This is a genomic window from Mesorhizobium sp. M1312, assembly GCF_040318115.1.
Taxonomy (GTDB): Bacteria; Pseudomonadota; Alphaproteobacteria; order Rhizobiales; family Rhizobiaceae; genus Mesorhizobium.
In genome coordinates this window covers 1-18,005 of the sequence record NZ_JAMYLQ010000013.1, presented here as the reverse complement: position 1 = coordinate 18,005, position 18,005 = coordinate 1, and the positions used below count along the sequence as shown (strand labels likewise).

General features: G+C 62.9%; 25 protein-coding genes. 9 read left to right on the top strand and 16 right to left on the bottom strand.

Annotated features, from left to right (window positions below; all coding sequences use genetic code 11):
* Positions 1 to 2: 2 nt before the first annotated feature.
* The 15 genes from NKH36_RS16585 to NKH36_RS16515 all read right to left on the bottom strand — a co-directional run bounded on the left by NKH36_RS16585 (position 3) and on the right by NKH36_RS16515 (position 9,151).
* Positions 3 to 365: a hypothetical protein gene (locus NKH36_RS16585; protein ID WP_352963312.1), complete on the bottom strand. Its 363-nt coding sequence runs from the start codon at positions 363 to 365 to the stop codon at positions 3 to 5.
* Positions 362 to 1,009 (bottom strand): DUF3164 family protein, encoded by a 648-nt coding sequence (locus NKH36_RS16580; RefSeq protein WP_352963311.1) that lies wholly within the window; start codon positions 1,007 to 1,009, stop codon positions 362 to 364. Before NKH36_RS16580 ends, NKH36_RS16585 begins: the two co-directional genes overlap by 4 nt.
* Positions 1,010 to 1,011: 2 nt before the next feature.
* Positions 1,012 to 1,314, bottom strand: a complete 303-nt coding sequence (locus NKH36_RS16575; protein ID WP_352963310.1) for a hypothetical protein — start codon at positions 1,312 to 1,314, stop codon at positions 1,012 to 1,014.
* On the bottom strand, positions 1,301 to 1,588 hold the full coding sequence (locus NKH36_RS16570; RefSeq protein ID WP_352963309.1) for a hypothetical protein: 288 nt from the start codon (positions 1,586 to 1,588) through the stop codon (positions 1,301 to 1,303). Before NKH36_RS16570 ends, NKH36_RS16575 begins: the two co-directional genes overlap by 14 nt.
* Positions 1,585 to 1,905, bottom strand: coding sequence for a hypothetical protein (locus NKH36_RS16565; RefSeq protein ID WP_352963307.1), 321 nt, complete (start codon positions 1,903 to 1,905; stop codon positions 1,585 to 1,587). Before NKH36_RS16565 ends, NKH36_RS16570 begins: the two co-directional genes overlap by 4 nt.
* Positions 1,906 to 1,907: 2 nt before the next feature.
* Positions 1,908 to 2,297, bottom strand: a complete 390-nt coding sequence (locus NKH36_RS16560; RefSeq protein ID WP_352963305.1) for a transcriptional regulator — start codon at positions 2,295 to 2,297, stop codon at positions 1,908 to 1,910.
* Positions 2,294 to 2,896: a MarR family transcriptional regulator gene (locus tag NKH36_RS16555; RefSeq protein WP_352963303.1), complete on the bottom strand. Its 603-nt coding sequence runs from the start codon at positions 2,894 to 2,896 to the stop codon at positions 2,294 to 2,296. Before NKH36_RS16555 ends, NKH36_RS16560 begins: the two co-directional genes overlap by 4 nt.
* Positions 2,893 to 3,642, bottom strand: coding sequence for an AAA family ATPase (locus NKH36_RS16550; protein WP_352963301.1), 750 nt, complete (start codon positions 3,640 to 3,642; stop codon positions 2,893 to 2,895). Before NKH36_RS16550 ends, NKH36_RS16555 begins: the two co-directional genes overlap by 4 nt.
* 79 nt (positions 3,643 to 3,721) lie before the next feature.
* Complete coding sequence (locus NKH36_RS16545) at positions 3,722 to 5,974, bottom strand: DDE-type integrase/transposase/recombinase (protein WP_352963299.1); 2,253 nt, start codon at positions 5,972 to 5,974, stop codon at positions 3,722 to 3,724.
* Positions 5,971 to 6,882, bottom strand: a complete 912-nt coding sequence (locus tag NKH36_RS16540) for a phage Gp37/Gp68 family protein (RefSeq protein WP_352963297.1) — start codon at positions 6,880 to 6,882, stop codon at positions 5,971 to 5,973. Before NKH36_RS16540 ends, NKH36_RS16545 begins: the two co-directional genes overlap by 4 nt.
* Positions 6,875 to 7,186 (bottom strand): hypothetical protein, encoded by a 312-nt coding sequence (locus NKH36_RS16535; protein WP_352963295.1) that lies wholly within the window; start codon positions 7,184 to 7,186, stop codon positions 6,875 to 6,877. Before NKH36_RS16535 ends, NKH36_RS16540 begins: the two co-directional genes overlap by 8 nt.
* A complete protein-coding gene (locus tag NKH36_RS16530) occupies positions 7,183 to 7,347 on the bottom strand; it encodes a hypothetical protein (RefSeq protein WP_352963292.1) in 165 nt (54 codons plus the stop codon). Before NKH36_RS16530 ends, NKH36_RS16535 begins: the two co-directional genes overlap by 4 nt.
* Before the next feature lie 139 nt (positions 7,348 to 7,486).
* Complete coding sequence (locus tag NKH36_RS16525; RefSeq protein ID WP_287151708.1) at positions 7,487 to 7,948, bottom strand: hypothetical protein; 462 nt, start codon at positions 7,946 to 7,948, stop codon at positions 7,487 to 7,489.
* Entirely contained in the window at positions 7,948 to 8,784 is an 837-nt protein-coding gene (locus tag NKH36_RS16520; protein ID WP_352963291.1) for a ParB/RepB/Spo0J family partition protein, read from the bottom strand. Before NKH36_RS16520 ends, NKH36_RS16525 begins: the two co-directional genes overlap by 1 nt.
* A gap of 61 nt (positions 8,785 to 8,845) precedes the next feature.
* The gene (locus NKH36_RS16515; protein ID WP_292672563.1) at positions 8,846 to 9,151 is read right to left on the bottom strand and encodes a helix-turn-helix domain-containing protein; all 306 of its coding nucleotides are present in this window, start codon (positions 9,149 to 9,151) and stop codon (positions 8,846 to 8,848) included.
* Between the two features lie 240 nt (positions 9,152 to 9,391).
* Here NKH36_RS16515 and NKH36_RS16510 point away from each other — a divergent pair, with 240 nt between their 5' ends.
* The 9 genes from NKH36_RS16510 to NKH36_RS16470 all read left to right on the top strand — a co-directional run bounded on the left by NKH36_RS16510 (position 9,392) and on the right by NKH36_RS16470 (position 16,946).
* Entirely contained in the window at positions 9,392 to 10,072 is a 681-nt protein-coding gene (locus NKH36_RS16510) for a LexA family transcriptional regulator (RefSeq protein ID WP_352963290.1), read from the top strand.
* 221 nt (positions 10,073 to 10,293) lie between these two features.
* Positions 10,294 to 10,605, top strand: a complete 312-nt coding sequence (locus tag NKH36_RS16505; RefSeq protein ID WP_352963288.1) for a hypothetical protein — start codon at positions 10,294 to 10,296, stop codon at positions 10,603 to 10,605.
* Positions 10,606 to 11,061: 456 nt separating this feature from the next.
* On the top strand, positions 11,062 to 11,313 hold the full coding sequence (locus NKH36_RS16500; protein WP_352963286.1) for a hypothetical protein: 252 nt from the start codon (positions 11,062 to 11,064) through the stop codon (positions 11,311 to 11,313).
* Between the two features lie 296 nt (positions 11,314 to 11,609).
* A complete protein-coding gene (locus tag NKH36_RS16495) occupies positions 11,610 to 12,209 on the top strand; it encodes a phage connector family protein (RefSeq protein WP_352963284.1) in 600 nt (199 codons plus the stop codon).
* Positions 12,209 to 14,656, top strand: coding sequence for a phage tail protein (locus NKH36_RS16490; protein WP_352963283.1), 2,448 nt, complete (start codon positions 12,209 to 12,211; stop codon positions 14,654 to 14,656). Before NKH36_RS16495 ends, NKH36_RS16490 begins: the two co-directional genes overlap by 1 nt.
* Positions 14,657 to 14,899: 243 nt before the next feature.
* Positions 14,900 to 15,295 carry a hypothetical protein gene (locus NKH36_RS16485; protein WP_352963280.1) on the top strand — a complete coding sequence of 132 codons (396 nt, stop codon included), beginning with the start codon at positions 14,900 to 14,902 and terminating at the stop codon, positions 15,293 to 15,295.
* The gene (locus NKH36_RS16480; RefSeq protein ID WP_352963278.1) at positions 15,292 to 15,555 is read left to right on the top strand and encodes a hypothetical protein; all 264 of its coding nucleotides are present in this window, start codon (positions 15,292 to 15,294) and stop codon (positions 15,553 to 15,555) included. Before NKH36_RS16485 ends, NKH36_RS16480 begins: the two co-directional genes overlap by 4 nt.
* 8 nt (positions 15,556 to 15,563) lie before the next feature.
* On the top strand, positions 15,564 to 16,082 hold the full coding sequence (locus NKH36_RS16475) for a hypothetical protein (RefSeq protein ID WP_352963276.1): 519 nt from the start codon (positions 15,564 to 15,566) through the stop codon (positions 16,080 to 16,082).
* Positions 16,083 to 16,946, top strand: coding sequence for a hypothetical protein (locus NKH36_RS16470; protein WP_352963274.1), 864 nt, complete (start codon positions 16,083 to 16,085; stop codon positions 16,944 to 16,946). It begins immediately after the preceding gene.
* Positions 16,947 to 17,380: 434 nt separating this feature from the next.
* On the opposite strand, the gene NKH36_RS16465 is transcribed toward NKH36_RS16470, so the two are convergent.
* Positions 17,381 to 17,548, bottom strand: a complete 168-nt coding sequence (locus NKH36_RS16465; protein ID WP_352963273.1) for a DUF3606 domain-containing protein — start codon at positions 17,546 to 17,548, stop codon at positions 17,381 to 17,383.
* Positions 17,549 to 18,005: the final 457 nt, after the last annotated feature.

The window sequence follows — 18,005 nt, the reverse complement described above, 5'->3', positions numbered from 1 at the left end:
TCTCAGGCCTCCTTTCGTTCGATCGGCACCGGGCCGCTGCCATGCGGGTTGAATCCGTCGTGGGCCCCGATCTTTTTGCGGGCTGCAGTGCGCCAGTTCTGAAGTGCGCCGATCGTGCCGGTGGTCGAGCTGGCGCGTATGCCGCCCATCCGGACCGAGTGCTCGGTGCTGCTGTTGAACCGGGCGCCTTCCTCGTCAGTGAAGAAGGCGATCAACTTGGCCTCGGCAGCGCTGGAGCGCTTGCGCCATCCGTCATAGTCGGCATGGCTATAATCGCCGGTTGCAAGATGGGCGGCGAGCAGCTTCTCTTCGACGAGCGCGACAAGGCGCTCAAGGGTTTCGATCCAGAGCGTCATCGGCGTCATGCCTTCGCCAGATCGATCGTCACCGCCCGCCAGTCGGCGTCGAGGCGGTCACGCTCATAGCAGCGGACGTAGATCTTCGAGCCAACCACGCGCATGGCGTCGCGGATGGCCGCCATGGCCCGTTGCCAGCGCTCGTCGGCAATGTCGAGCCGCAACAGCATGAAGATCGCGGCGCGGTTGATCTGTCCTTCCTTGTCCGTGTTGAAGGCACGCGTGACGATGGCGCGGATTTCCGGCCGGCTGTCGGCTGACCATTCCGTCAGGCACTCGTCGATCAGGCTCTTGGCGATCTGCAGCTGGGCGCCGAAGTCGATCGTGTCGGCGACCTGCACCTTGACCATCTTCATGCCGTCGAAGGTCATGAAAGTCTTGTTGCCCTTGGCGCCGCCCTTGGTCGCGCCGTACTCCTGGGCGAGCAGCGCTTCGAACGCGCCGAGGTCGTTGAACGTGTGTTCCTTGAAACGGCCGATCTGCGCGGAAAGATCGGTGGCGTAGCCGAGGATCGTGCGGACCGTTTCGTCTTCCAGCATCTCGGTCGCCTTGATCATTTCGACCGGCACGAGATTGCCCTTGGCGTCGGGCATGTAGGCCTTGTCACCAACCAGCACTTTGCCAGTGGCGCGGGTTTCAGTTGCTGCTTGCATGGTCATTCTCCTGTTGATGTCGGGATCGGGCTGGGCATGAACGCGAGAAGGTCGCGCAAGTTGGCCACCTGCAGGTCCACCCGTTCGGCTCGGACGCCGAGCACCATCGACCGTTCGAGTGCGCTAACCAGCAGGCTGGCTTCAAGGGCGATCGCCCATAGACCCTCGGTGGCCTTCGCCAGGGCGAACACCTCGGCGGCCGTCGCCCTGGGCGCATTGCGCTCGGGATTTGAAATGATGCGACCGCAAAGCTCGATCATGTCGAGCTTGGCAACCGCCGCCAAAAGCGCCTCACTTGCGGGCATGCTTGCCCTCCCGCAGGTCGATGAGCTTGCGAAGGTTTCGGGCAGTGGTCTCAAGTGTGGCTCGCGCCCGACGCTCGGCTGCGGTGTTCGAGAACTTGGTCGTATCGTAGCGATCGATCGCGCGGCCGACTTCGCCGCAAGCGATCATGATCGCCTGCTCCTGCGGCGTCAGTGGCCGGGGCTCCGGCTTCTTGATCAGCTCGGCCGTAAGAACCGGCAGCAGTTGCTTGACGATCTTTGCTGCGCGGGCCTCGGCTTCCTGAAGGCTGCTCATGCGGCACCTCCCGGCTGGCCGTCCGAAAACGGACGCGGGATGACCGGGAACAGCATCACATTCGACCCCGGCCGGCAGGCGGCTTCGGCGATCCGCTCGGCTTCGGCCGCGTGTTCCGCGCGCGCCTGCTCATTCCAGAGGAGGCGGCTGAGGCGGTTTTCCATCTCGCGGGCCTTGATGCCGAGTTCCTTGATGCACCTGGCGAGGATGCGCGCGTCCTCTGGCGCGAGAACGCGCGCCTCGTGCTCGTAGTCGGCAACCAGGCGGCGCAAGTCGAACAGGCCGTCCGAGAGTTCTAGAGACATCTTTACGCCCATCGCTATTTTCTCCTTTGGGGGCAGGTTTTGCAGGCATGGAAAAGCTGGGCGCGATGCCGCGACGTGGCGCGGAACGGCTCCTTCTGTTCGGTGAGGCAGCGGTCGCGGCCGATCTCGCCAAGGACCGGGCAATCGACCACCAGCGACATCAGAGCCCCGCGCACCATCTGCTCGACGCGAGCAAGGTCGCCCAGATACTTGCCGCTGATGATGGTCGAGACGGCCGACCTGGAGTAGCCGATGCGCTGGCCGGCGACGCCGAGGTCATGGGCGTCGGCGAGTCGGGCCAGCTCGTCCAGCCAGTCGGGCAGCGGCGAGCCGTGGGCGTCCATGGCCTTCTCGACAAAAGACTTGCCGTCCGGCCTGCTGTTCTTGATGGGTCCCCGGTTCATGGCTTCGCCTCGTTGGCGACGGGGCAGCCAATGACGGTCTTGCTGTTCGGATCGAACACCACCTTGGTGGCAAGGATCTTCGGTGCCTGGAGGCCGAGATTGCGCGCTAGCCGGTAGCTTCTGGGCGTCCCGACAACGACGCCGGCCCTGCATAACGCCCGGAGATAGGCCTCCGCTGCGCGCGGGTGAACGTCAGGGCAACTCTCTTTGATATCGTCAAGGCTGAACACCTTGGACATCTTGATGGCGCGCCAGACACGGTCGATGGCCATCTCAGGCCGCACCTTGCCGTCCAGCGTCAGCCGAGGCGCTAGTAGAGGCCGTTTGGCCAGACGGTAGACCACGGCTTCCGGGAGATTGTCGCGGCGGGCGCCCTCGTTTGAAGCTTGCTTGTCGACGACCTGGGCAATGCCGGCGAGCCGGAGCTTGCGGACAAATGTGCCGACTGCCTGAGTTTTGACATTCGTCCGTTGGCAAATCTGCCGCACTGTCCAGGGACCGTCACGGTCGAGATCGCGGATGATCGACCAGTAGCCGGCCTCGCCACGCGGCACGGCGATGCTGATCTCCACCATGTCGACGATAGACCGCCCCATCACGCGACCTTCCTCGGCGTGAATTTCGGGGTGCTGAAGATCGCGCCAACCGCTCCGGTGAAGGCGGCAAGGTCGATCTGCCTGGCGCCGAGGATCTGGCTGGCCTCGACAACCTTGGTCAGGTTAACGGCGATGCGACGCGTGTTGCCCTTGGTCTTGTCGAGAATAGCGGCTGCCAGGTCGTTGGCGATCTCGATGCCGGAACAGCGACTGGCGGCGAGCAGGGCAAAGTCCTCGGCGTCACAAGGCACGGCCGCCAGCCATTCAAGCACGCGGTTGTGCACGCGCTCGAACTCCTCGAGGTATTTGGGAAGCATCTCCTCGCCGATCAGGACGACGGCGGCGCCGGACTTGTCAGACAGCTCTCGCAGCAGGTCGACAAAGCGCTTCTTGGCGATGAAATGCGCCTCGTCGATTATCAGCGGCCGACGAGGGTCGGCCACCATCAGCATGATTGCATCGGTCTTCAGATCCTCGATCGAGCCGCGCGGGCGTGTTTCGCCCAGCTCGATCAGGATCTGCATCAGCAGCGAGCGGGCCGAGGTGAACTGGCCGCATTCGACATAGGCAGCCCGATATTTGTTGGCGCCATAGATGCCGGATTTGGTCTTGCCCCAGCCGGACGGGCCGGAGAAGACGGCGAGGCCCGGATCATCGGGGTGGCGATCGACCATCTTGGCGAGGAGGGTCGAAAACGCGGCGACGTTCTTCAGCGGCGCCGGCCGGTTGACTTTGAGTGGTTCTGTCATCATTTTCCTCGTTGTGCTGTGCCGTTCTAGCGGCCGTTCTGTCGGAGAGCCCGGTTTGCAGACCGGGCTTTTCCGTTACTCAGGACAGGTACGCGTCCCCATATTCTTCGTGCATGCCCTGGTGGGCCTTGAACTCGGCTGAGTGTTCGTAGCCGCCGAGCCAATGGGCATCGGCAGCAACCACCGGCTCCTCGGCTTCGATGCGCTGGCGAAGGAAAAAGGCGCGCCGGTACCGTTCCTTGGCCGTTTCCGGCAGCGCGACCACATTGGTGTCCTTAGGCAGATGCGCCGTGCGCAACGCCTCGATCTCGTCCTGCCGGCGCTGGAGCTTCGCGTCCGTTCGCGCAAACAACTCGGCCTCGTCCTGCCGCGTCATCTCCTCGATCAGCCGGCGATGGGCGGCGGCGGCGCGCGGGTCGAGCGGCTGGGTCGGATTAAGCCGCTCGCCGAGGGCCTCGATCGCGGCGCTGATCTGCGGCGTGGTGTGGGTCTGTTCACGCTTCGGCAGCGGGATGACGTTCGGCGCATCGCGACGGGCGACTTCCAGGGCGCGCTCGATCAGCGGCGCGCCCTTGGCGATTTTCTTCATGTCCGCCTTCAGGTCGCGGGTTAGTTCATTGACCAGCTCGCTGCGGATCTCCTTGGCGGCGCGCACCAACGTCTCGGGATGGATGCCGGAAAGCTCGGGGCAGATCGCGTCACCGAGGAACTCGGCGCCGTCCTGGGCGAAGGCATAGGCGCGGCCGGCATCGTTCGGGTCCTGCCGCACGAACACCGCGGTGCCAGGCAGGATGGTCGGCGTCATGTAGTGGTAGCCGTCGATGCGGATCCCGAGCTTGGTCACGATGCGCTGGCCATCGGAGCCGGCGACTGGCATCAGCAGCAGGTCCAGGGCGCGCTCGTCGACCTTGCGTTGTTCCTTTGTCGAGGCGAGCGCAGTGGCAAACGGCGTGGCCTTCTTCAGGCCGGCATGCGGCCTGTGCTGATAGACAGTCGATGCCCAATCATCGACGTGCTTCTGCAGCTGCGGGCCTGTGAGCGTGACGCCAAAGACTTCCGCGTCGCTCTCGCCGAGCCTCTGCGCAAAGCTCTTGCGGCTTTCGATCGCCTTGCGGTCGGTGACCGAATGGCCGACGAAGCCCGGCAGCAGCGGCCCGACATCATGCTGGAACGTCTTGATGACGCGCTCGACATGGCCCTTCTGCTCGGGCGAGTAGGCGTCCGACGTCTCGGCCTCGATGCCGAGCGACGCAAACAGCCGTTGCGTGTCCTGGGCGACAAAGTCGGAGCCGTTGTCGGTCTTGACGACATCGGGCACGCCCCACGCGATGATCGCCTTGCGGATCAGCAGTGCGACGGCCGAGGCGCGTGGCGTCCGCGACAGCAGCCAGATGCTACGGCGGGTGGCGATGTCGATGCAGGCATAGATCGAATGCCGACCGTCCGTGCAGAGTGCATCGACCGGCGAGGCGTCGATCTGCCAGAGCTGGTTCGGCTCTGTGATGTGGCGCAGCATGCCAACGCCGGCGGGCGCCATGTGCGAGCGATAGCGGTCGGGGTTCGTAAGCTTGATCAGCTCGACCTTGTGGCTTTCCCTCAGGCCTTTCAGTGCGTGCTGGAAGGTCCGGACGGGCGGCATCGGTATGACCGTTTCAACGCCCTTTGAAACCACCTTCAATTCGTCGCCGAACTCCGACCGGCACAGGGTGCGGACATGGTGGCCGGACAAATGCGGCTGCTGCGCGATCAGCGCCAGCATGAAGGCGCTAACCGCACCGTCATTGGCGGTTTCGAGAATGCCGGTCCCCTTGCGCGCCTGGGCTGGATCGTGACCGAGCGCGTTGACCTTGCCGTCGCGTTTTTGCGATTGCCAGCGGGCCAGCGACCGCTTGGACAGGTTCGGGATGATTTCGCGCACCCACTCGTCGATGTTGAGTGAGCCAGCGTTGTATTTGTCGGTGAAGACCTGGACGCGGGTGGCATAGCCGAGCTGCAGGCTGCGACTGAACTTCTCGAAGGCGGCGACGATCGCCAGGCGTGCGTCGCGTTCCTTCTGCGCGCGCGCCGTCAGGCTGGTATCCGGCGCGGGCTTGGCAGGCTGCACCGGCAGTTGGATTACGACGTGCTTCTGTTGGTAGGCGACCTGGGCGAGCGTCGGGAACAGCGAGACGTGATACTCGGTGGCGCCGCCTCGACCGGCACGCGGCCGCGCCTGGGTGAGACGATCTGCCCAGCCCTCGCGCTCTGCAAGCACCTGGACGCCGCGCTCGGTGCGCGGCATATCCGGCAGGGCCTCGGCGGCGATCTCGCGAGCGGTCAGCCAGTCTTTCATGCGGGCACCTGCGGGAAGCCGTCATGGATGACGCCGTCGAGCGCGCGGCCGGCTTTTTTCTTGCCGACACGCACCATCCATTCGCCGCCGTGGTCGACGTGGCCGACATCTTCATCGCAGTAGTAACCACACTCCTTCCGCTTATCGACGAGCTTCGCGCGACGGTTGCCGCCCACCAACTCGGCCTCGGTGGCTGGCCTAAATGCGCCCCACTGCTTGAACAGGTAGGGGATGGCGCTTGCCGCGCAGAAATCGCGGGCTTGCCGATGGCAGCTCGGCGATGAAGGCCGCGCGTGCTCGCCGCTCTCGCCGCCGGAGACCATCCAGCGGAGGAACTCCCACCCAGTCCAGTCGACTTGGCCGATGGCGGGCTCGTAGCTGACCCATGTCGTCCAGCCGAGCTCGGCCAGAGCTGCCATCGGAGCGCGGCGCTCGTCGGCACGCAGCTGGTCCTCGACCGAGGTTCCGAGCCAGACGTTCTTGAGGGGCTCGTGGGCCTGGTAGAGCCGGCTACTGGCGTTCAGGTACCGCAGCATCCGGTCGGGCCGTTTCGTCAGCACCTGGAAGATGTGCTGGGGCGACAGCGCCATGGCGACAAACACCCAGTCGATCCACTCGTCGGGCACTTCCTCGTAGAACAGATCGCTATGCGCGCAGACGAAGATCATGCGCGGCTTGGTCCATTTCCTCGGCTGTCCGAGCCACGCGCGATTGAGCCGGACGCGGCCGTTCCAGACCGGGCCGTTCTTGGTGTCGATCGTCAGGCCTTCGCGGCTCGGATGATGCTTCAACCGCGTGCCGGCGAGCTTCATCGCGTAGCAGAACTTGCAGCCCGGTGACTTGACCTGGCACCCGGTGATCGGGTTCCACGTAGCGTCGGTCCATTCGATGTTCGTGCCGTCAGCCATTCGGGTGTGCCTGTTGGTTGGCGCCCGCCACCGCAGTGGGGCTTAGATGGCGGGCGCTCTCCGGAGCGGCTTGGGAGGACTTCGCCCCGGAATTCTGAAGGGTCCGCACGGCTTCCTGCGTGTAGCCGTGCAGCTGCTCGCGCATGTGCTGCTTGGTGTCGGCGTCCTCGCACCGCATCATCTTGATTTGCCAGCGGACCAGCCACTGCGCCTGCTTTGGCGGCAGCGCGATGTAGTGATCGGGGCAGAAGATGCCGGTGGCGACGTCGGGGCATTCCGGCATGGCACAGTGATGCGGGGTCATGACCAGATGCCTCCGCGATGGACATGCTTGCGCACGCGGCGACGAAACACCGCGCCGGCCGCGATGCGAGCGCCTTGCTGGCGCGTGAAAAATACGTGCAGCCCGTAGAGAAATGCGGCGTAGAGCGAAGCGCCGCCAAGGGCGATTGCGAGGAAGCTCATTGGCCGAGCCTCCAAGCAATCACGGCAGCGGAAATGCCAGCGCTGCCGAAGGTGGCAAAGCCGACGAATGCGGCCATTGCCAGCAACGACAAACAGTCCTGTGCGAGGTCGAGAAATGCGCGTCTCATGTGAAAGCCTTTCATCGCTTTGCTTTCCACTGTGCGTCGAACGCCTGCCTGTCTCGGGTCGCCCGCTCGATGGCCTCGTCGGCCATTTCCCGCATGATCAGCGCCTCGAATTTTTTGGGGACGACGATCATCCCGGCATCTTCCAGAAGGGTGTTGAGTGCCCGCACGTCGCTAGTGACCGACGCGAGTGCGGCGAGCCGCAGGGCAGAGATTGAATGCTGTTCCTTGGCCTGGCTGGCGTAGGCGTCGAGCGTCGCCTTCGACACTTCGTCCTTCAGGTGTTCGGACATGGCCTTCGCGATTTCCGCGCGGCTCATTTTCGCTTCGTTGAGGGTGAGGCTCACGGCTTTGGACAAACGGCCCGCCAGCGACCAAGCCTGCACCGCGTCCGCGTCAAAACGCTCGACCACCGGGGCCGGCTGATAGTCGCGGAACAGATCGAGTGTCGGGTGGTCACGGCGGGTTTTGGCCATCAGGACTGCCGGCCTTTCAGCCACCGTTGGATGGCCGCTTCGTGCAGCTCGAAGAACCGGTCTTGTTCGCTTGCCTTCATCTTGGAGAAATCGCCTGCCAGCTTCTGCCAGCGCGGCTCCTTGGACGACGCCGGCACCTTGTCGAGCAGCGCGATGGCGTCAGCGACAGTCGAGACCTCTGCGGGCTCGGCGAGCAAAAGGTTGGCGATCTCGGCCTGCCGGTCTGTCGGCTCGGCGGCGAGCAGCAGAAGGTCCGTCTGGCTGTTGGCGATCGCGTGAAGCGAGATGCTCTGCCTGATCTGTTCAGGGATGGTGGCAATCTTCAGCGCATGGAACACGCTGCGGCGCGAAATGCCGAGCACCGCCTGCGCAGCCTCTGAGAAATTGAGTGCAAACTTTGCACTCAACTCGTCGTCTTCGGCCTCGTCGCGGGGCTTGCGCTTGCGGCCGGTTTTCCCGGTGCCGTGCTCAGCATCGTAGATGTCCCGCCAGTCGGCGATATCCTTCGAACGATCGAGGACAGAGAGCTGGCGACGGATTAAGTTCTCGGCGATCTCGCGCTTGCGGATCTGCGCCTCCGTGCCGACCTCTTTCGGGTCTTTGACGAAAGCGTCGATCTCGGTACGCCCGAGGCGAGCAACGGCTTCGAGACGATGGCCACCGAAAATCAACCGGTATTGATATCCTTCGGTCTTCTCGGGGACGACCTCGATCGGCACCATGTGGCCGTTTCCGGTCTGCATGTCTGCCATGAGCGTCGCGACCCACGCGGGATCGAGCCGGCGCCGGTTCGCAGGCACCCTAATGTCGGCAATCTTGATCTTGGTCGGTGTCACGTCGGCAGGTCCCTCATTGGCTTTCGGCTGTCCGCGAATGCGATCGCGTTAGACAGTGGCCTCAGGGCGCGCCGGATGCGGTGTCTAAAATGAGTGCAACTTTTGCACTTCCAGACTCACGGGCCGTGCTGGTAGTCTCGACCTCGTCATGACGACCACGGGTGTAGAGGGTCGGGAAAAGGGTACGGAAGGGGATGTCCAAGGCGGCGGCGATGGCCTCCGCGCCAGGGCGGCTCATTCCGATGATGCCTTGCCTGCAGGCGCTGGAGTAAAGTCCTGCGTCAATGGCGATCCCGGTCAGTGTCATACCACGGCGCCGAATTTCGGCATTGATGGCGTGTCGGTCCCACACCTGCGGCGTGTTCATGGCGGCTCCACCGATCTTCCGACCTTTCGCAGAAGGCCGGATGGGTTCAAATTTGAAACAACTTTAGTGGCGACGAGTGTTGCACGATGGTGTCGGAAAAGCAACCTAGGTGGCGGTCGTTTCCACTTCGGAGTTTGTCTTTCGACACTTTTGTGTCCGGAACTGCTAAGCATCGGAAAATAAATGGTATTTTCAGATCACGGCGTTGAACTCCGAACTCCGAACGGCGTTCGGAGTTCGTTGGGGACCACCGAAGAGACTTTCGCCGACCGCTTCAGGCAGGCGCTGGGGGCCGAATCACCTCACGCGTTCGCCCAGCGCGTCGAGATTTCCAACACTATGGTGCAAAAGTACCTGAAGCTCGGATCGATGCCGGGTCTCGACATGCTCCTTAAGATCGCAGAAGGCACTGGCGCTACGCTCGACTGGCTTGCGACTGGCAAAGGGCCGATGCGCGCTGGCGAGCCAGCCACGGGATTGATGGTGACGGGCGAGGCGCCTGAAGGCTTCTTTGCGGTTCCGAAACTCGACATCCGGCCGAGCGCCGGCGCGGGCACCATGGCCTTTCATGATGATGGCGAGCCCGATATCGTGGCTTTTCGTGAGGATTGGCTGCGCCGGTTAGGTATCAGCCCGAAGTACGCCCGCCTCATGGTCGCCCAGGGCGATTCGATGCGGGAAACAATCAATGATGGCGACCTGATGATCGTCGACATCTCAATCCGCGAGTTTATCGACGAGGCGATCTACGTCCTGGTCTATGGCGGCTTGGTGCGGCTCAAACGCTTGCAAATGCTGCGTTCCGGCGTGCTGCTGCTGAAAAGCGACAATGCTCACTATGAGACCGAGGAGGTGCCGCTGGCCGAGCAGCCAGAGCTGATCATCGGCGGCCGGGTTCGCTGGGTAGGCGGCTCGGTTTAGGTGCCATCCGATCTTGCGCGGTCTCGCGCCGCCGGCCGTTTTGGTGCCAAGTGAAGTTGCGCGGCCGCTTTCTGGCCTTCTGGCTTTCTGGCCCCGCCGATTACCGCTCAAGGCCTTGTTTTCCGGGCTTCTCGCGGCTCTTCCCGGCGATTATCACCTTTTCCCAGGATTAGGCGGCTGATGCCATCTGATCTTGCGCGTTACACGACGACGACATCCCGGTGGCGGCGGGCGTCTACACGGCGTTCATGTTCAAGGACAAGGCGATCCTGTGGAACGAGCTGCCGGTCAACACCGAAGGCGGGCCGCTGGAGTTCGACCGCAAGCCGCGCCAGGGCCATGGCGGCGGCGTCACCGAAATGGTCGCCCGCCGGCATTTCGTTCCGCATTTGCCCGGCACCCGCTTCCTCGACGCCTCCTCGGCCGGCGAATTCGCCACTGACGCCGAGCTGGCGCTGGCGGCGAACTGGGACCGCACGGCGTCGAGCGTCAAGAACATGACGTTCATTGCGCTGAAGACGACCGAAGCCTGAGAGACCGTTTGGAAACTCTCTCTGGCGGCCATCTGATGGCGTTTTCTGCGCTTCCGGTGCTCACGGACCAGCGCATGACCCCGGAAACCGATTTCGTTTCCCGGAAAGGATCATGCGCAAATGCAAGTGTTGGAGCGTCCTTTGCGCGTCCAATTGGACGCGCGGCGCTCTAATGTCCGCTGCGCGCCGGTTCTCGAAACCACCACCATATGACTCGCCAGAGCGAATTTCGAAACAGTTCTCTGAGCGGACCGGAAAGGGGCGGGGTGAAGAACTCCCGCCCTTTCTGGAGGCCCGGTCGTCAATGTGGCGAATCCCAAATTCCCCACCGGGCTGCACCAGAGTGAAACAAGACTTGGGGTTCGCAACATATCCATGTTGCACTTTAATCAATCGCCGTCACCAAATGGTTACAGATATGAGCGATGCTGCTTTGTCTTGGCAAGAGGGGTAACCATGAATATGACATACAAGGCAGTTCAGGAAGTGCTCCGAAAAGCGGGCATTGTCATAAGCAAAAAGGGTGAACTTCACCGCATAAACTTTTTCAGCGGTCTGGAAAACACCGCCTACTATACGACAAGTCTTCAGGAAGCCCTGGACCGGGGTTTGGTGATGGCGAGAAGTGCCGGAAAGCAGCAAGCAAGCGCCATTGCAAAGTCGCCCGAAACAGGGCGGCGGATCTCGACGGGCGCACGCTTCGGCTGATGCCGCAGGAATTCAGGCCGCAAGTCATCGCCGCGTTGCGCGGCGATATCGTGAAACTGCAATAGCCACAATATTATCGTCGTTTCCTTGCTCGAACGGGCACAGGAGACAGACAACGCCGCGTACGCCACCCGCTTCCTGACGGGTGGTGGTTGGCCCCGCGGCGGTTTCCACGCACGAGACGTGCGAGCGTTTTGCTCAAGCAAAAATCGCCAAATCCTCAGCCGCTGCGAAGCGGCTTTTGCCGTTGGGCCTATGCCCTGCTTTTCCGACCCACACAGACGGAGGCCTAAACCATGGCCATTGCCCCGCTCGACATCGCCAACATGGCGCTTGGCGTTCTCGACGAGGCGCCGATCGACAGCCTCGACCAGGATGTGAAACCGGCCCGCCTGCTCAACCTGCATTTCGACCTGACCCGCGAGGCGGAGCTGACGAAACACGCCTGGGTGTTCGCAATCCTGGCGGCCGCCGTCGCCGGGGCCGATACCGGCAGTGGCGCGGGCACGCTGAACTTTGCCTATGAGTTGCCCGTGGACTGCCTGCGGCCTTTGCCGCTGACCCATAATGGCGAGCCGGATGGAATGCCGATCGCGTGGCGCCAGGAGGCCGGGCTGATCTATTGCGACCAGTCGGGGCCGCGCCTCATCCGCTACATCGCCAACCTGACCGATCCGAACGACTGGGACGCGCTGTTCACCGAAGTGCTGGTTGCAGCGCTCGCCATCAAGATCGCGCATCCGCTGACCCACAAGTCGGGCATGATCGATATCGCCACCGGTGCCTATGACCGGGCGCTCGACGCGGCGTTCCACGCCAACGCCATCCAGCGTGGCGGCGGGCTTTCAACGTCGTCCTGGGCGATCCAGCGCGGCGATATCAGGTTTGTGCGCTGATGACGACGCTCTATCCAGTCCAGGACGTTTTCACCCGTGGCGAGATCTCGCCGCGGCTACACGCCCGCGCGTCGCTCGATCTCTATCGAGCAGCGCTTTCCAAATGCGAGAACTTCGTCACCTTGCCGCATGGCGGCATCCGCAAACGCGGCGGGTCGTATTTCGTCGGCGAGGTCAAGGATTCGTCGAAGAAGACGCGCGGCATCCCGTTCATCTTCTCGGCAGATCAGGCTTACATGCTTGAATTCGGCGATCTCTACATCCGCGTCTATGCCTATGGCGCGCGGGTCGGCACGGTGGAAGTGCCGACACCCTATCTCGAAGCCGATCTGTTCGACCTGCAATTCGTCCAATCCGCCGACCAGATGTGGATCACCCACGAGGATTACCCGCCGCAGGTTCTCACCCGCACGGCGCACACGACATGGACGCTGGCCGAGTTCGTCTTTCTCGACGGCCCCTATGACGACATCAACACAACCGCGACTACGATGGCGCCTGCCGAGACCGGCGCCGTCCATCCTCTTATGACCAACAATACCGCTCCAAGCGGCACTGCTGCCGACAGCAGCGGCTCCGCCGACGCCTACAAGGTGTTTGACCGGGACAATGGGTCAAACCTTTCGTTCGGCACGACCATCGGCTTTTTGTCCTATGACTTCGCCGGTACAGCGACCAAGGTTTGTGACGGCTACTGGCTTCGGGCAAACTCCACTGGCGGTACAAAGGCACCCATCGCATGGGATTTCCAGGCCTTCGACGGCACGAACTCGATCTCGCTTGACAGCAGGACAGCAGAGACAAGTTGGTCGCGTAGCGAGGTGCGCTTCTTCGAATTTCAGAATGAGACGGCCTATCAGTCCTATCGGCTGAACATCACCGGTTCGGAGGACGACACCAATCTTACGATCGCGGAAATGGGATGGCATGAGGATGGCGATACACAGATGCCATTCGATCTCACGGCGTCCTCGATCGTCGGCATCAATGACGGCACCGGTTTCCAAACCAGCGATGTTGGCCGCGCCATTCGGCTGCTCGGCTCGGATGCCATCTGGCGCTGGGCGCGCATCACGAGCCGCACCAGCGCGACTGTGGTCAAAGTCAGGCTGTATGGGCATGCGCTTCCCAATCTCAGCCCGATCGCCCGCTGGCGCCTCGGCACTTTCGTTCCCGGCAAGTATGTCCAGAGCGGTTCCCTATACGAGGAACGCCTGGCCTTCAGCCGGAAGTTCTCCGTCTACGCATCCGCGACCGGCGACTTCGACAATTTCGCGCTTGGGGAAAGGCACGACGATGCTCTTGAATTTATCCAGGCCGGCGGCGGGCAGGCCAATGATATTACGTGGATCGCCGATTCCGATGGTGCTCTGCTGATCGGAACGCTTGGCGGGGTCCGCGCGCTGTCGGGTTCGGGCCTCGACGAAGCACTGACCCCTTCGTCCTTCAAGAACCGTCGGTCTCGCACGTTTGGCTGCGCCAAGGTCCGTCCGGTGGATGCCGGGCAGTCGTTCCTTTACGTGACGCGCTCCCGCAAATCGATCGCCGAACTTACCCAGAGCGCCACCGGCCGCTTCACGTCGGATGATGTCGGACAGATTTCCGAGCACATCCCGAAGAAGGGTGTCGTTGAACTGGCGTTCCAGACCGATCCCGATCCGCTGCTGTGGTTCCCGCTGGATAACGGAGAACTTGGCGGCTATACGCACCAGCCTTCGCAGGAAGTCCGCGGCATGCACCGGCATCGCATCGCCGGCACTTTCTCCAGTTCTAATTGGGGCATCGTTGAAAGCGCCGTGGTCACGCCGGGGCAGGATGGCAATGATGACCTCTGGCTGTTCGTCAAGCGCACCATCGGCGGAGTCACCAAGCGCACTATCGAAATCAAGGCCACTCCGTTCGAATACGGCGAGATCGCCGACGCGTTCGAAGTCGATTGCGGCCTGACCTACACCGGCGCGGCCGTGGGGATGGTCACAGGCCTAGGTCATCTCGAAGGCGAGAGCGTCGACGCTCTGGCGGATGGCAAGGTCTACAAGGGCCTTGTCGTGGCGGCTGGAGCGGTTTCGTTGCCCGGCGGGGCAACGGCGGCCAAATGGCAGGTCGGGCTACCCTATGAGGCGGGCGCCGACACGCTGGAGCTTGATGTCGGCGGCAAGGACGGGTCGATCGTCGGACGTCGAAAGAAGGTGGCGGCGGTGATCCTCTCCCTGTTGGAAACCGATACGACCGGGCTGGAGATCACGTCGTTGATGCGCGGTCGGTGGGAGCCGGTCCGTATCCCCTCGATCGTCTCGCCCGATGGCATGGCCAATCTGTTCACCGGCAATGTCGAGGTGCCGATCGACGACAGCTGGGAAGGCCAGGGCAGAGTGAAGATCCGCCACGTCAACCCGACACCATGCACCATCCGGGCGTTCACGCCGGTGTTCGATGCCGAGCCGTAGGCCCTCAACACCAACGTAGCGTTCCCGCCCACCCCTCTGGCCCGCCGGCCATCTTCCCCCTCAAGGGCCCTCGAGGGGGGAGATGGCCCTCATTGCCGCTTTCGCCAACCACCAAACGTTGCAGGAATAGCCGCCACGCCTGAACTGCCAATCTTCCCCCTAGAGGGGGAGATGTCCGGCAGGACAGAGAGGGGTGCTGTCCCTGCGGCCTTGGCTATTTCTGCCTCCCAAAAGGACCCTCCCGTGACCCCGATCCCCCATGCCGAAGATCTCGGCAGGGCGCGGACGGCTGCCGATTTTGCTGCCGTCATCGCCTTGCTCGACACCGACCTCAACAATGCTGCCGCCCGCAAACAGGAACTGGAACAGGCCGAGGACAGCGCGATCTTCGGCGACGGCGACTTGGGCGAGGTGCGCGCCGCGCTAGACGACTGCAACGCTGCGATCGCGCTGCTGGAGAAAACCATCGAGGCGGCGGACAGCCGCCGCGCCGCCGCTGCGCAAGGCGAAGCTCGGGCCGACATCGTCGCCCTGGGGGACGAGATCAGGTCCAAGGCCGCTTCCCTCGGCGAGCGATGGCGCACCGTCCACCGGCTGATCGAACGCTGCGCCAGGAGCTGTTCGAGGCCGATTCCTTGAGCCGCGCCATTGCCACCGCCAACGGCCTGTTCGATGCCGCCGGCGTTGCCGACCTCAAGATCAATCTGACCATCACCCGCCGCGCCGCCATGACTAAGCCGCGCGCGGCTGTACCGGCCCGTCTCAGCCGGCCAGCGATCCAGGCCGACAGACTGCTTCTCTCTTTCCTCAGTCCCGGCGGCGCGCTCGAGGCGCGCCCGGCGCTCGGCGCGCCGGTCAAAGGCGTCAAAAGCAAATTCATTCCCGCCGCCAGCGAGTGAGGCTGACCATGTGCACACTTGCCCTTATCGGCACGGCTCTTTCGGTCGGCGGGGCGCTGGTCGAGGGCCAGCAGTCGAAGCAGATGGCCGACTATCAGGCCAAGGCCTATGAGCAGCAGGCGCGGGCCGACGCGCAAGCCGCGGCCTTCGAGCAGGGCCAGGAACGCCACAAGCAGGATCTTCTGCAAGCGCAGGCGCGCGCCCAGGCCGGCGCCTCGGGCGTCGGCATGGCAGGCTCTCCGACCGAGGTGCTGGCCGCCAATGCAAGGCAGGGCCAGCTCGACATCAAGGCGATCCAGTACGGCTCGCAGCTGCGCCAGAACAATCTGACTACGCAGGCCGCCATCTCGCGCTTTTCCGGCAAGCAGGCGGTGGCTGCCTCGATCTTCAAGGCCGGCGACAATCTCGTTGGCGGCCTCTCCAAGATCTCCGATCCGACCAAGATGACGGCAGCCAGCGCGACGCCCGCCCGCGCCGTGATCTTCGGCAGTTCGGCCCTCAGGGCCCCGTGGGCAGGGAACAACTAGATGGCGACCATACCTCTCCAGCTTGCTCAACGCCGGCTCGACACCGGCAGCGTGGTCTCCTATCCCGGTGGCTCGCCGGTCGGCACCGCCATGCAAGGCTTTGGCGACGAGCTCTCGGCGGTCGCCGAGCGTTTCCGGCAGCAGAAAGAGCAGCAGGACGCGTTCGACGCCGAGGTCATCGGCCGCGAGCTCAACGGGCAGATCGCTCAGGCCGAGAATGACGCGATCCAGAATGCGCCGGCCGACGGTCGCGGCCTGCATGACAGCATGTATGGCCAGGTCGACCCGCGCACGGACGGCGTCGTCAAGTCCGGCCTGTTCGACAAGATATTCGACAGCACCGTGCCGAAAGTACCGGAGAGCGAACGCGCCAACTTCATCAGAAAAAAAGAAGCTTTAAGGCAAGCTGGCTCGGCGCGCATGGCCGCACAGCAATATGCGCGCCGCCAGGACTATGAGCAGGCCGAATGGTCCAAGGCGCAGGATTCCTACACAAGCGCCATCGCACAGAGCGACCCGGACGACACCGCAGCGTTCGCGGCGATCAGGCAGAGCGGGTTCGACTTCATCGGCAAGATGGGCAACCCGGTCGCCAGGCAAGCGGCCGAAACTGCCTGGCGCAGCAACACGGCAAAGGCGCTCGCCCAGGCGATGATCGCCAAAGACCCGGGCCGCGCTGTCGAACTGCTTGGCGCCGTGCCTGCCGCGCAGGCCGGTGACGGTGAAACCACCGGCGCTGAAGGTGGCACTGATCTGTCGGCGAAAGAGGCGAATTCTCCCGTTTCGGGCGACGACCGCCTTTCTGATCTTACGCCCGACGACAGGGTTGCGCTCGCCTCGAAGGCTGGCGTCTCGTTGGCATAAAACTGATGTCCTCACTCGGCAACACACCAGCTGGGCAGGTCTGTTCAATAGCCACGCGAACCAGCTTGAGGGCGGCCCTGGCGCTGCAGATTTTATCTTGGCCGTTCAAGCTTCCTCGCTGAGATCGACTGTCTCAGCGTCAAGCCGTGAAGGCGAGGCCTGTGCCATCAAAGTTTAACGACTGGAAAAGCGCACTGGAAAGCACGTGCGGTAACAGTTGATTCAACCATTGCTGGTATTCTAGAGGAGTGTGGAAGCGGCTCCGGCAGTGAGGCGGGGTGCTGAATTGCCGGAGCCGCTTGCGCAGCCCTTGGGGTTAACCGCGCTGTCCCAGAATAGGACAGCGCGGTCAACGTTTCGTTAAAATCGGAACTATTAAGCGCGTGCTAATTGAATTGCGGTTTTGCGAGTCAATGGCCTCGATATCCGGTATCTCACTTCTGCTCCCGCAGCGTCCTCGCGGCTTTTGTCAGGGCTGACCGATCATTACCGTTTTTTTTGATCAGCCTGCTGACTTGGCTTGGCGAGATGCCATTCTCTCGCGCGAAATGTTCTACCTCGTAATACTCGTCGACCGACAAACGATTCTGATTGTCTTCCATTCCGTATTCCTACCAGGGTTCAAGCGAACGGCACGTTGAAAGGACCATAGCAACGACTGCGCGCAGCCGCGGTTCCTCGTGGCGATACGTCTTTGCCTGTTTTGCGAACAGATAAGACTTAGGTCCGGTGGAGGATCGGACCGAATCCCCTCATGGGCAGCCTTCGATCCTGCGCGCTCCTCATGAATCGAATTCCAATCGAGTGTGACAAGGCTGTTCGTGCCAAATGACCTGTCGAAGATCGCGCCGATCAACTGCCTGGCCGCAGGTTGGGCAGAAATAGAAATGCTCCTGCTCATCGTTCAAGGGTTCGCCGTGTCGCGTGCCAGTGATCGGCGGCCCCAGGTCGGAGAGTTTGGTCATTGAGTCGGCAATGCCTTCGCGGACTCGGTCAGAGTTGCCCGATCGCTGCCGTGCTTGCGCATAAGCTCGCGCACCTGCTCCGGCGTGATGTTGT